Source organism: Pseudomonas asiatica (assembly GCF_009932335.1).
GTDB classification, from domain to species: domain Bacteria; phylum Pseudomonadota; class Gammaproteobacteria; order Pseudomonadales; family Pseudomonadaceae; genus Aquipseudomonas; species Aquipseudomonas asiatica.
This window is the reverse complement of the sequence record NZ_BLJF01000001.1, coordinates 1,486,724-1,500,256: the sequence shown is the minus strand read 5'-3', so window position 1 is coordinate 1,500,256 and position 13,533 is coordinate 1,486,724. Positions and strand designations below refer to the sequence as shown.

General features: G+C 65.2%; 10 protein-coding genes. 4 read left to right on the top strand and 6 right to left on the bottom strand.

Annotation, left to right across the window (positions count from 1 at the left end; translation table 11 throughout):
• Window positions 1-71 precede the first annotated feature (71 nt).
• From GYA95_RS07145 to GYA95_RS07135, 3 genes are all read left to right on the top strand, one after another.
• Window positions 72-935 (top strand): sensor domain-containing diguanylate cyclase, encoded by an 864-nt coding sequence (locus GYA95_RS07145; protein ID WP_043935540.1) that lies wholly within the window; start codon window positions 72-74, stop codon window positions 933-935.
• Window positions 936-952: 17 nt separating this feature from the next.
• Window positions 953-2,311, top strand: coding sequence for a chromate efflux transporter (gene chrA / locus GYA95_RS07140; RefSeq protein WP_015269953.1), 1,359 nt, complete (start codon window positions 953-955; stop codon window positions 2,309-2,311).
• Between the two features lie 139 nt (window positions 2,312-2,450).
• On the top strand, window positions 2,451-3,119 hold the full coding sequence (locus GYA95_RS07135) for a class I SAM-dependent methyltransferase (protein ID WP_015269952.1): 669 nt from the start codon (window positions 2,451-2,453) through the stop codon (window positions 3,117-3,119).
• Window positions 3,120-3,263: 144 nt separating this feature from the next.
• Here GYA95_RS07135 and quiC read toward each other — a convergent pair whose 3' ends face one another.
• Window positions 3,264-5,171, bottom strand: coding sequence for a 3-dehydroshikimate dehydratase QuiC (gene quiC, locus GYA95_RS07130; RefSeq protein WP_038409298.1), 1,908 nt, complete (start codon window positions 5,169-5,171; stop codon window positions 3,264-3,266).
• A 374-nt stretch (window positions 5,172-5,545) separates the two neighbouring features.
• Between quiC and GYA95_RS07125 the strand changes: the two genes are divergently transcribed.
• On the top strand, window positions 5,546-6,919 hold the full coding sequence (locus GYA95_RS07125) for an MFS transporter (protein ID WP_015269950.1): 1,374 nt from the start codon (window positions 5,546-5,548) through the stop codon (window positions 6,917-6,919).
• Between the two features lie 274 nt (window positions 6,920-7,193).
• On the opposite strand, the gene GYA95_RS07120 is transcribed toward GYA95_RS07125, so the two are convergent.
• From GYA95_RS07120 to GYA95_RS07100, 5 genes are all read right to left on the bottom strand, one after another.
• The gene (locus tag GYA95_RS07120) at window positions 7,194-8,606 is read right to left on the bottom strand and encodes a DOPA decarboxylase (RefSeq protein ID WP_015269949.1); all 1,413 of its coding nucleotides are present in this window, start codon (window positions 8,604-8,606) and stop codon (window positions 7,194-7,196) included.
• 120 nt (window positions 8,607-8,726) lie between these two features.
• A complete protein-coding gene (locus GYA95_RS07115; RefSeq protein WP_015269948.1) occupies window positions 8,727-9,671 on the bottom strand; it encodes a LysR family transcriptional regulator in 945 nt (314 codons plus the stop codon).
• Window positions 9,672-9,815: 144 nt separating this feature from the next.
• On the bottom strand, window positions 9,816-10,526 hold the full coding sequence (locus GYA95_RS07110; RefSeq protein ID WP_013972055.1) for a YebC/PmpR family DNA-binding transcriptional regulator: 711 nt from the start codon (window positions 10,524-10,526) through the stop codon (window positions 9,816-9,818).
• 226 nt (window positions 10,527-10,752) lie between these two features.
• Entirely contained in the window at window positions 10,753-12,144 is a 1,392-nt protein-coding gene (locus GYA95_RS07105) for an FAD-dependent oxidoreductase (RefSeq protein ID WP_015269947.1), read from the bottom strand.
• A 15-nt stretch (window positions 12,145-12,159) separates the two neighbouring features.
• Complete coding sequence (locus GYA95_RS07100; protein ID WP_003259277.1) at window positions 12,160-13,476, bottom strand: MFS transporter; 1,317 nt, start codon at window positions 13,474-13,476, stop codon at window positions 12,160-12,162.
• Window positions 13,477-13,533 lie beyond the last annotated feature (57 nt).

The window sequence follows — 13,533 nt, the reverse complement described above, 5'->3', positions numbered from 1 at the left end:
ACAGCGGCGCCTACCGCATTTTGTTCCATTTCAGGCTATGATCGGTGACCCCGCCGCGGACGCCATGCCCCATGCCCGTAGACCTGCAATCGTTATACCCCAGGCTGATCCACCTGATGCTGGACACGGTGTTCGTGGTCGACAGGGACAACCAGATCGTTTTCGTCAGCGATGCCTGCGAGGCGCTGCTGGGCTACCAGGCCTGCGAGCTGATCGGCACCCCGATCACCGACTACATGCACCCTGACGACCTGGCGATTACCCGCGCGTCGATCGTACGGGTGATGAACGGCCAACCCCATTACGACTTCCGTAACCGCTACATCCGCAAGGATGGCAGTATCGTGCATATCCTGTGGTCGGCCTCCTGGTCCGATGAGGCCAATGCCCGCATTGGTGTAGCGCGGGATATCACCGCCCAACACCAGGCCGAGGAAGAATTGCGTTTCCTGGCCCACCATGACCCGCTGACTCGCCTGGCCAACCGGGCCATGTTCAATGAGCGGCTGGGCACCGCACTTGTCGCGGCCCGGCACCACAACCATCCGCTGGCGTTGCTGTTCATCGATATCAACGACTTCAAGGATATCAACGACAACCACGGCCACAGCGTGGGCGACCGGGTGCTGTGCACCCTGGCGCGGCGCCTGGAAGGCTGCGTTGGGGCGACCGATACAGTGGCGCGGATGGGCGGTGACGAGTTCACCGTGCTGTTGACCGACTACGCCTCACCAGAGGCCATTGTCGAGCAGGTGGCACGTATCCTGGCAGCCATGGCCGAGCCACTCGGCGCCGAGTTTGCAGGCATCGGAGCGCCGTCCTGCAGCATTGGCGTGGCCCGTTTCCCCGAAGACGGCAATGATGCCGACATGCTGCTGCGCCATGCTGATGGCGATATGTACCGGATCAAGCGACAGCGCGCTGCGGCCAGCTGAATACCAAAGGGAAGAAAATGACGGAACACCTGCAAGGCGCCGCCGAGCAAACGCGTGGTCACATCAGCCGGATCGAGGCCTTGCTGTTCTGGCTGAAGCTGGGTTTCATCAGCTTCGGCGGCCCGGCGGGGCAGATAGCGATCATGCATCAGGAACTGGTGGAGCGGCGCCGCTGGATCAGCGAGCGGCGCTTTCTGCATGCCCTCAACTACTGCATGCTGCTGCCTGGCCCCGAGGCCCAGCAACTGGCCACCTACATTGGCTGGCTGATGCACCGCACCTGGGGCGGGGTGATTGCCGGCACCCTGTTCGTACTGCCGTCGCTGTTCATCCTGATCGGCCTGTCGTGGGTCTATCTGGCCTGGGGCGAAGTGCCGGTGGTGGCTGGTATTTTCTACGGGATCAAGCCGGCCGTGACCGCCATCGTCGTGCATGCCGCACATCGGATTGGCACGCGCGCCCTGAAAAACGGCTGGTTGTGGGCCATTGCCGCGGCCTCGTTCGTGGCCATTTTCGCGCTCGACGTTCCCTTCCCGCTGATCGTGCTGGCGGCCGCGCTGCTGGGCCATATCGGCGGGCGGCTGCTACCGGGGCAGTTCGCGCCTGGTGGTGGCCACGGCGCAGCCAGGGCCAGCCATGGCCCGGCCGTGATCGACGACGACACACCGGCGCCAGAGCACGCCCGCTTCAGCTGGGGGCGGCTGCTGGGCCTGCTGCTGGTGGGTGCCGCGCTGTGGCTGCTGCCCATGGGTGTACTGATGGCTACCTTTGGCTGGCAAGGCACCTTGACGCAAATGGGCTGGTTCTTCACCAAGGCGGCATTGCTGACCTTCGGCGGCGCCTACGCGGTGCTGCCCTACGTCTACCAGGGGGCCGTCGGCCATTACGGCTGGCTGTCGCCGACGCAGATGATCGATGGCCTGGCGTTGGGGGAAACCACCCCCGGGCCGCTGATCATGGTGGTGGCCTTCGTCGGCTTCGTCGGTGGCTACCTGCACCCCATGTTCGGCACCGACCAGGCGTTCATGGCCGGCGCGGTAGCGGCGAGCCTGGTGACCTGGTTCACCTTCCTGCCCTCGTTCCTGTTCATCCTGGCCGGTGGCCCGCTGGTGGAATCGACCCACAACGAACTCAAATTCACCGCCCCGCTGACCGGGATAACCGCGGCGGTAGTGGGCGTGATCCTCAACCTCGCGCTGTTCTTCGGCTACCACGTATTGTGGCCGGCCGGTTTCGACGGGCGGTTCGACTGGCCTTCGGCGCTGATTGCGCTGGCGGCGGCGGTGGCGCTGTTCCGTTACAAGCGTGGGGTGATCCAGGTGTTGATAGCCTGTGCCCTGGCGGGGCTTGCCACCCATCTGTCGAGCCCACTGTAGGAGCAGCCTGGTGCTGCGAAGATGCCCGCATGGCTGGCGGAAATCTGTCTGCCATACTGACCTCTTCGCAGCACAAGGCTGCTCCTACAGAGGGTAGTGATAGGTCGCAGGGCCTATCTCCAATCCAACGGAGATGAACATGCGCAACCCTGAAGACGCCTTGCTCGACAGCTGGCAGCACAACGCCCAGGCCTGGATCGATGCGGTGCGCAGCGGCAGTATCGAGAGCCGTCGCCAGGTTACCGACCAGGCCATCCTGCTGGCGATCCTGGGCCGCCAGCCCGAACGGGTGCTCGACCTGGGCTGTGGTGAAGGTTGGCTGCTGCGCGCGCTGGGCGACCGGGGTGTCGAGGCGGTAGGTGTGGACGGTGACCGGGCGCTGGTGGATGCCGCGCGTGCTGCGGGTTCCGCCGAGGTGCACCTGGCCAGCTATGCACAGCTGGCCGCTGCGCAGGCCTATATTGGCAAGGACTATGACCTGATCTGTGCCAACTTCGCCCTGTTGCAGCAGGACATCATCCCGCTGCTGGCAGCGATGAATGCCTTGCTGGCGCCTGGCGGTGCACTGGTGATCCAGACCCTGCACCCGTGGAGCGTGGCGGATGGCGATTACCAGGATGGCTGGCGGGAAGAGTCGTTTGCCGGGTTCGGCGGGGATTGGCAGGTGATGCCGTGGTACTTCCGCACCCTGGCCAGCTGGTTGAACGCGCTGGACATGGCGGGGTTGCGGCTGGTCAGCCTGCAGGAGCCACAGCACCCCCAGAGTGCGCTGCCACAGTCGCTGCTGTTGGTGGCCGAACGCTCTTGAAGCATACGCGGTCGGTGTAGGAGCGGCCTTGTGTCGCGATGGGCCGCAAAGCGACCCCAGGATTCATGCGGTGCTGCTGAAATCCTGGGGCCGCTTTGCGGCCCATCGCGACACAAGGCCGCTCCTACAGGGACCGCGCCGGGCTCAGAGGACTGGCTTGCGCGCCGCCCCGCTGCGGGCCTTGGCCATGGCCGCCAGGCGCACCGCAACGTTGGCCGCACCGTAACCGGCATACCCCCCCTTGCGCTGGATGATCTCGAAGAAGAAACGCTCTTCGAACGGCTCGGTATACACGTGGAACAGCTCGCCACCCTGGGCATCGCGGTCGTACAGCACGTTGTAGTAGGCCAGTTCGCTGAGGAACTCGTCGTCGAAATCGAAACGCGCCGCCAGGTCGTCGTAGTAGTTCAGCGGGATCTCCAGCAACGGTACCCCGGCCAGTTTGGCCCGCGCCACTTCGCGGAAGATGTCGTCGCAATCGAAAGCGATGTGGTGCACGCCCGAACCACGATAGCTGGACAGCGCATGGGCGATGGCGGTGTTGCGGTTTTCCGAGATGTTCAGCGGCAGGCGAAGGGTGCCGCATTGGCTACGCAGCGCGCGGCTCTTGACCAGGCCGTACGGGTCCGGCAGCACCACTTCGTCATCGGCTTCGAAATCGAACAGGCTCTTGTAGAACAGCACCCAGCTGTCCAGCGACTCGGCCGGCAGGGCCAGGGCCATGTGGTCGATACGGCGCAGGCCGCCGGTGGCGGTGGCGTTCTTGTCCAGGCTGAAATCGGTGTCGTACAGGGTCTGGCCGGCAGTGCCCTGCTCCACCAGGTACAGCAGGCTGCCATCTGGCGCACGTACCGCCGGCACTTCGCACTCGTTGGGCCCGACCAGGCCACGGAATGGCTGGCCACGGAAGGCGGTGGCGCGCTTCAGGGCGGCTTGCTGGTCCTTGACCCGCAGCGCGGTGGCACACAGCGACGGCCCGTGGGCCTCGAAGAAGTTGTGGCCGAAGGAATAGGGTTCAGCGTTCAGCACAATGTTGATATCGCCCTGGCGCAGCAACTGCACCTCTTTGCTGCGGTGCTTGCCGGCATCGGCAAAGCCCAGGCGCTTCAGCCAGCTGCCCAGGCGCGCGCCGACGGCTTCGTCGACTGCAAACTCGAGGAACTCCACGCCGTCATAGGCACTGGCCGCCGGTGGGGTGAACAGCACACCGGGCTCGATCGAGGTACCTTCCTGCTCCAGGCGCAGGCGGGTGTGCTCTTCGAGATACAGCAGCGAACGCAGGCCGTCGGCGGCATTCTGCCGGGGCGGTGCGGCGCGGAAGCCGTCGTTGAAGATTTCCAGCGACAGCGGCCCACGGTAGCCGGTGGCAAGGATCGGCGCCAGGAAACCGGCCATGTCCATCTCGCCCTGCCCCGGGAAGCAGCGGAAGTGGCGGCTCCACTCCAGCACATCCATGGCCAGGATCGGCGCGTCAGCCATTTGCACGAAGAAGATCTTGTCGCCGGGGATATCGCGGATCGCGCTCGGGTCGCCCTTGAGCGACAAGGTGTGGAAGCTGTCGAGGATCACCCCGAGGGCCGGGTGGTCGGCCTGGCGCACCAGGTTCCAGACTTGCTGGTAGGTGTTGACGTGGCGGCCCCAGGCCAGGGCTTCGTAGCCAATGCGCAGGCCGCGTTTGCCGGCGTGCTCGGCCAGCAGGCGCAGGTCGTCGACCAGCAATTGCTCTTCACCCAGGGCATCGGCCTGGACGTTGCTGCATACCAGCACCAGGTCGGTGCCCAGTTCCTGCATCAGGTCGAACTTGCGCTCGGCGCGGTCGAGGTTCTTCTGCAGGCGGTCGCGGCGGCAACCCTCGAAATCGCGGAACGGCTGGAACAGGGTGATGGCAATACCCAGGTCGGCGCACATCTGCCGTACCTGGCGCGGGCTGCCGGCGTAATAGAGCAGGTCGTTTTCGAAGATCTCGACGCCGTCAAAACCGGCGGCGGCGATGGCTTCGAGCTTTTCCGGCAGGGTGCCGCTCAAGGACACGGTAGCGATCGAACGCTGCATGGCGGGAGTTCCTTGTTGTTGGAGGTTGAGGCCAGGGCTGCCTGTACCGGCCCTATCGCCGGCAAGCCAGCTCCCACAGGATTGGCGCATACCTTGTGGGAGCTGGCTTGCCGGCGATAGGGCCAGACCTGGAAAATCCGGACCACAGTTCCTGGCACGATCGATTATTCGCAGGTAAAGTCGTCGCTTCAATCTCTTTGTACGGAATGGTTAGTTTTGCGTTCGATTATCGAACAAAACCGATTTTAGCGAATTGCCAGCCCACTGGCCCGTGGTCAACATGAACCACAGACGCAGGCACACCGACCCTCGCCTCCTGCCTTGGCGAATCTCCGGCGGAACCTGTGCAAACAACAATAACAACGGAGACAACGATGGCTCACTCCAGCTCTCAAGCCAAGAAAGCGACTGCCAGTGGATGGATAGGCTCGGCACTCGAGTACTACGACTTCTTCATCTACGCCCAGGCTGCTGCGCTGATTTTCCCGCAGATCTTCTTCCCCAACACCGACCCGAAAATGGCCATCATTGCCTCGCTGGCCACCTACGGCGTGGGTTACCTGGCGCGCCCGGTCGGCGCCTTCGTGCTGGGCCACTGGGGTGACACCCGCGGCCGCAAGAACGTACTGCTGCTGTGCATGTTCCTGATGGGCCTGTCGACCATGGCCGTTGGCCTGCTGCCCACCTACCACGACATCGGCCTGCTCGCCCCGGCGTTGCTGGTGGTGCTGCGCCTGGTCCAGGGCTTTGCCGTGGCCGGGGAAATCTCCGGAGCCAGTTCCATGATCATGGAGCACGCACCGTTCGGTCGACGGGGCTACTACGCCAGTTTCACCTTGCAAGGCGTGCAGGCTGGCCAGGTGCTGGCGGCGGCAGTGTTCCTGCCACTGGCCTACTTCATGCCTAGCGAAGCCTTCAACGACTGGGGCTGGCGCATTCCGTTCCTGCTGAGCGCCTTCGTGCTGATCGCCGGCTTCATCATCCGTAAGGAAGTGCACGAAACCCCGGCGTTCGTGAAGGAAGAGAAGCAGGACAAGGTCGCCAAGTCGCCGATCAGCGAGGCCTTCCGCCACAGCTGGAAGCACATGGTGCTGGTGATGTTCATGGCCTTGATGAACGTGATCCCGGTGGTCGCCACCATCTTCGGTGCGGCCTACGCGGTGCAGCCGGCCTATGGCATCGGCTTCGACAAGAGCGTGTACCTGTGGATTCCGGTAGTCGGCAACATCGTTGCGGTGCTGGTGATTCCGTTTGTCGGCAACCTGTCCGACAAGATTGGCCGTCGCCCGACCATGATCGCCGGTTGCCTGGGCTCTGGCCTGCTGGCCTTCGTCTACCTGTATGCGATCAGCATCCAGAACGTACCGCTGGCGTTCGCCTCGTCGATCGTGATGTGGGGCATGGTGTACCAGGGTTACAACGCGGTGTTCCCAAGCTTCTACCCAGAGCTGTTCCACACTCGCTACCGCGTTTCGGCCATGGCCATCGCGCAGAACATCGGCACCATGCTGACCGCCATGCTGCCGGCGCTGTTCGCCTTGGTAGCCCCGCCCGGTTCGGACAACATCCCATTGGTGGTTGGTAGCCTGGCGTTCTTCATCACCTGCGTGTGTGCTTTGGCAGCCTACATTGCACCGGAAACCCATCGCCTGGCGATGGAAGACCTGGGTAACCCCGATGCCAAGCCGATGGACAAGACCGCGTATGAAGCTAGCCGTAAAGGTAGCTTTCAGGCGGTGAGCCACTGAGATTGCAGGGGGCTGCTCTGCAGCCCTTTCGCCGGCAAGCCAGCTCCCACCTTGACCGCACAGGCTTCAAGCCTTGTGCGGTTCCTGTGGGTGCCCTTCGCCGGCAAGCCAGCTCCTACCTTGACCGCACAGGCTTCAAGCCTTGTGCGGTTCCTGTGGGAGTCCATTCGCGGGCAAGCCCGCTCCTACCTTGACCGCACAGGCTTCAAGCCTTGTGCGGTTCCTGTGGGAGCTGGCTTGCCGGCGAATGGGCCGCAACGCGGCCCCGGCAGTTTCAGCCCTTGACTACTTCCTGCAGGCGCGCCCAGAGCTGTTCGACATGCTCCCGCTCGGTCGGCAATGCGCCAATCGACACCCGCACCATCCACCGCCCATCCAGCGTCGCCGGCGTCACATAGGCATCCCCAGACGCATTCAGCCGTTCGGCCCAGCCCTTGGTATGCGTATCCAGCGTCTCCCCTTCCAGCCCCGCCGGCCGATGGCGAATACACAACGTCTGCAACTGCACCGGCGCCAGCACCTCCCACTCCGCCGCCGCGCCGATTTGCCCGGCCAGCCACTGGGCATTGTCCAGGTCACGCCGCAGCCGTGCCTGCAACGCCTCGACCCCCTCGCTGCGCAGCATGAACCACAGCTTCAATGCGCGGAACCGGCGGCCCAGCGGGATACCCCAGTCACGCAGGTTCTTCACCTCGCCATCCACCGCCGACTGCAGGTAGCTGGGGTTGGTGCTCATGACCCGGATCAGGTGCTGCGGGTCGCGCACGTAGTAGATCGAGCAATCGAAGGCCACGCCCAGCCACTTGTGCGCGTTGACCACCAGCGAATCGGCCAGCTCGATGCCGTCCCACATCCAGCGGCATTCCGGCAGGATCATCGCCGAGCCGGCCATGGCCGAGTCCACATGCAGCCACAGGCCATGGGCCTGGGCGATCTCGCCGATCGGCCGCAGAGGGTCGAGGGCCGTGGTGGCGGTGGTGCCGGTGGTCGCGACCACCGCGCAAGGCTGGTTGCCAGCGGCCAGGTCCTGCTCGATCGCAGCCTGCAGGGCCTCCGGGCGCAGAGCGTAGCGTTCGTCGGTCGGGATCAGGCGTATGTTGTCGCGGCCAAAACCGGCCAGCAATGCGGCTTTGTCCACCGAGCTGTGGGCATGGGCGCTGACATAGACGATCAGCGGCTTGGCCTGGGCTTGCAGGCCGCCGCGTACCAGTGCGTAGTCGCTGGCGCGTTCCCGTGCGCAGATCAGCGCCACCAGGGTGCTGGTGGATGCGGTGTCCTGGATCACCCCGCTCCATTGGCCAGACAGGCCGAGCAGCTGACGCAGCCAGTCGAGGGTGGTTTCCTCCAGCTCGCTCAGGGCCGGGCTGGACTGCCACGAAAGGCCCAGCACGCCCAGGCCAGTGCTGAGGAAGTCACCGAGGACCGACGACAGGGTGCCATTGGAGGGGAAGTAGCCGTAGAAGTCCGGGTGCTGCCAATGGGACAGGCCGGGCATGACCAACTGGTTGACGTCGTCAAGGATCGCTGCGAAAGGCTCGCCTTGCCGGGGGGCCTGTGCAGGCAACGCAGCCTTGAGATAGCCGGGCTCGACCTGGGCCATGACCGGGCGCTCGCCGACGGATTGGCGGTAGTCGGCGATCAGGTCGATCAGTTGGTGGCCGTACTGGCGGAATTGTTCGGGGGTCACCTGGGGTCTCCTGTGGGGTTTTTCGCTGCCTGTGCCCGCGAAGAGGCCAGCGCAGGCAGCACAATGCCCCCAGTCTAGGCACCTGTCCCGAAGTGAATAACCCCGCTTCGCGCATACCTGCTATGGCAAACCCGCATGCCCACCCTGCACACCGAACTGCGACTGGCGCCACAACTCGAACACCCGGTTGCGCAACCAGCGGTGTTCGGCCGAGGCCTGCAGGCGCTGGTGCCACACCACCCAGTAGCGCTGGCTGTGGTCGATGAAACCCAGCGGCCGCCAGGCCAGGTCATGCAGGCGGCACAGCTGCCGGGCGATGTGCTCGGGCACGGTGGCCAGCGCCTGGCTGTTGGCAATCACCTGCACGGTGGCCGAGAAGAACGGCACTTCCAGGCTGACCTGCCGTTGCAGGCCCTGGGCGCGCAAGTGGCGGTCGATGAAGCTGTCCTTGTCGCCTCCGCCGGAAATACGCACATGCTTGTGCGCCAGGTAGTCGGCCTGGCTGAGCGCACCGTGGGCAGCCAGCGGGTGGTCGTGGCGCATCAGGCACACTGCCCGGTCCTCGCCCAACAGCCGACCGTGCAGGTTGGGTGGCGACTCGTCGAACAACGTGGTGGCAAGGTCGATCTCGCCGCTGGCCAGCAAGGCGTACTGGCCGGCCTGCCAGGTGCGGTACTCCAGCGATACACCCGGCGCCTCGCGCTCCAGCGCCGCCACCAGCAGCGGCAGCATGTGCTCGGCCACATAGTCCGACGCGGCCAGACAGAAGCGCCGCTCGCAACGCGCCGGGTCGAACACCGCGGGCTGGCGCAGGGCGTGCAGCTCCTCGAGAACCTGGCGCAGGGGTTCGACCAGGGCTTCGGCGTGTTCGCTGAGTACGTAACCGCGGCCCTGGCGTACCAACAAGGGGTCGTCGAAGGCTTCGCGCAGGTGGGCCAGCTGGCGGCTAAGTGCGGACTGGCTGACGCCGAGGCGCTCGGCGGCGTGGCTGAGGTTCTTCAGCTGCAGCAGGTGGTCGAGGGTGCGCAGGTGGGCGAGGCTGAGGGAGGCGAAAGCGGGGTTCATACAGGCTCCCTTCTAAAGGATCGACCGGCCCAATCGCCGGCAAGCCAGCTCCCACAGGGTCACCACAACCATCGGGGCTTGTGCTGTACCTGTGGGAGCTGGCTTGCCGGCGATTGGGCCGCAAAGCGGCCCCAGAGAAGCAGATCAGTCAGTCAGGCCAACATAAACGTTCTGCACGTCATCGTTCTCGTCGATCGCCTCGAGGAACGCTTCCACCTCGGCCAGCGCCTCGGCACTCAGGCTGGCCGCGCTCACCGGGTTCTTCGGGGTGTAGCCGATCTTCGCCGAGGTCACGGTGAAGCCGTGCTCCGGCAGGGCCTTCTGCACGGCGTCAAGGTCGGTGGTGTCGGTGATGAACAGGGTCGAACCCTCTTCGTCACCTTCCTCGAAGTCCTGGGCGCCGGCTTCGATGGCCGCCATTTCCGGGTCGGCGTCGCCGTTCGGGGTGGCTTCGATCAGGCCGACATGGTTGAAGTCCCAGGCCACCGAACCGCTGGCACCCAGCTGGCCCTTGCGGAACAGCACGCGGATCTGCGCGACGGTGCGGTTGACGTTGTCGGTCAGGCACTCGACGATCAGCGGCACCTGGTGCGGGGCGAAACCTTCGTAGCTTACCGCCGAGTACTGCACGGCATCGCCGTCCAGGCCCGCGCCCTTGCGGATTGCGCGCTCCAGGGTCTCGCGGGTCATCGAGGCCTTCTTGGCCTGCTCGATGGCCAGGCGCAGGCGTGGGTTCATGTCCGGGTCGGCGCCGGACTTGGCGGCGATCTGGATCTCTTTGGACAGCTTGCCCATGATCTTGCCTTTGGCGTTGGCCGCGGCTTCTTTATGTTTGGCTTTCCACTGTGCGCCCATGTCGACTCTCTTGTTTCAGCGGCCGGTTCAGGAAGCGACCGGCCAAAAGTGGGTGCAGTTTATACGCCCTCTGGCCTGTGTTCGACAAGAAATCGCTGGGGCCGCTTCGCGACCCTATCGCGACACAAGGCCGCTCCTACAGAAGAAGCGCGCCAATCTGGGCTTGCGCGTCCCCCTGTAGGAGCGGCCTTGTGTCGCGACAGGGGTGCGAAGCGCCCCCAAAATATCAGCCTTTATCGGCCTTGCCCGCCGCCGCGGCAAACCGCGCCAGACGCACATCCAGCCTGCGCGGCCGCAGCCCACGGTCCTCGGCCCGCTCCTTGCGGCGGATGGCATTGCGCACCATCAGCGAACCCAGGTAGCGGATCGGCTCGGGCGGGAACAGCCCCAGCGGCCCCTTGATCAGCGGCGAACGGGTCCATGGGTTGTCCAGCCCCAGTGCCAGCGACGACAGAATCTGCCCGCCCATGTGGCACGGCCCGACGCCGCTGCCGGAGTAACCAAAGCCGTAGAACACGTTGCCCTGCCCGTCCAGCCGGCCAAAGAACGGCAAACCGGTCACCGAGCGGTCGGACGGCCCGTTCCAGCTGGCCGCCAGCGGCACCTCGGCCAGCGCCGGGAAAAACCCGCCCAGGCTTTCACGCAGCAGCGGCCGGTACGGCGACGGCTGGTCGAACACCGGCAGCATGCGCCCGCCATAGGCGAAGGTATTGCCGCCCTTGCCGAGCATCAGCCGACCATCGGAGGTGTTGTGGTAGTAATGCACGAAAATCCGCGAATCGAGCACGCTGATGCCACTGTCCAGGCCGACCTGGTGCAGCAGCTCGGGGCAAGGTTCGGTGATCACCATGTCGCTGGAAACAATCGCCACGCTGCGTTCGAACTGCGGGAAAGCCCGCGCCATCCAGGCATTCAGGCCCAATACCACGCGGTCGGCGCGCACCGTGCCATGGGCCGTGCGCACCTGCACCGGGGCGCCGTGCTCCAGGCCGGTCATGGCGGTGCCCTCATGGATGCGCACGCCGCGCTGCAAGGCCACCCGGCGCAGGCCGCGCACCAGCTTGCCCGGCTGCACCGTGGCCGCGGCCGGCGAGAACCAGCCTTCCAGGTGCCGCGCCGAACCCGCCAGACGCTGCACCTGCGGCAGCGGCAGGCGGCGAAACGAGTTGATCCCCTTTTGCTCCAGCGCAGCGATCACCGCGTCGGTGGCGCCGACCTGCGCGGCGTTGGTGGCGGTGTACAGCGTGCCGTCCAGGCGGTAGTCGCAGTCGATGCCATTGGCCGCGCAGAACGCACCGATTTCACCGATGCTACGCTCGGACTCACGCACCAGGCGCACCGCCTCGGCCACCCCGAACAACCGCTCGAGGGTGAAGTACTTGGCCGACCAGGACAACGCACAGCCACCATTGCGGCCACTGGCACCGGCACCGCAGATATCGGCCTCGATCAGCACGATATCCAGGGCCGGCACCGCTTCCTTGAGCATCAGTGCGGTCCACAGGCCGGTATAGCCGCCGCCGACGATGCATACATCGCAACGGGCATCGCCTTGCAGCGGCGGGCACACCGCCTCTTGCGCCGAATCCAGGGCCTGTTGCAGCCAGAAGGGTCTCATTCGCTCGCTTTCCTTTCAGGTACGCAATGGCTTGATTGCCATGCTGGTATTCGGTGCCACGTCGGTGCTTTGCGCAGCGCTGGCCGGGCGGCTGTTCCAGTGCGGCAGCAGCACCAGCGCCGAGAACAGCGCGCAGCCGGCAAACACGATGAACACCGTGACGCCATCGAAGTATCCCGGCAGCAGCCCGCCCAGCACCGCCCCCACCGAGCCGCAGCCGTTGACGAAGCCTGCTGCGGTGGCACCGGCCTTGGCGGTGCCGAAGTCGATGGCCGCAGCACCGCTGATCATCGAGTCTGGCCCGTACAGGGTCAGGCCCATGACGAACAGCAGGGCCACCACCAGGATCACGCTGCCGGTGTGCATGGCCGCCATGAATGCCGCCAGCGCCACGGTCAGCAGCACCAGGCTGATGACACAGGCCGGCATGCGCCGGGCGCCGAACAGCTTGTCGGAGGCAAGGCCGATGATGATCGGGCCGAGCAGCCCGGCCAGTTCGAAGGCTGTCGGGATGATCGCTGCCCCCACCTTGCCCACCGAGGGCATCTGCTCGAAGACGATCACCGGCCCCCACAGCAGGATGGCGTAGCGCGCCGGTTTCAACAGGAAGTACGCCAGCCCCAGGGTCAGCACCGTGCGGTTGCGCATGATCTCCTTCAGGGGCGCCCACACACTGCACAGGTTGCCGGCCGGGGCCATGCTCTGCGGCTCGGGCTCCACCGCCGGCAGGCCGACGTCTTCAGGCTTGTTGCGCTGCAGGAAGAAGAACAGCACGGCCACCAGTGCCACCACCGCGGCACTGGAGAAGAATGCCGCGTGCCAGGTACCGACCAGGGTGTAGGCCCACCAGCCGGCGAACGGCGAGGCCACCAGGCCGCCGAAGGCATAGCAGGAACTCCACAGGCCCAGCACCCGCCCACGCTGCGACGCCGGGAAGAAGCTGCCGATGTTCTTGCACAACCCGGCCCAGCCGGTGGATTGCGCCAGGCCCTGCACCAGCATGCAGGTGGCGAAGATCGGGAATGTGGCGTAACTGCCCATTACCACCGCCGCAACAGCAGAAATCAGCAGGCCGCCGAGCACCACCACGCGTGGGCCAAAGCGGTCGGCAAGCATGCCCCAGGTGAACTGGCCCACGGCGTAGGCGGCCAGGTAGATGGCGTCGAGGTTGGCCATGGCGGCCTTGTCGAGCATGAAGTCGGGGTCTTCACCGATGCCCAGCTTGGCCACCGAGAAGGCCTTGCGGGTGAAGTAGAAGGCGGCGTAGGCCAGCCAGGTAATGGCGAAAATCTGGATACGCCAGCGTTTGAACGCGGCTAGGGATTGGTTCATGTAAGTCTGACCTCTTGCTTGAGTGTGCCGGCAGAATGTGAAGAAACGCCTGTCTTG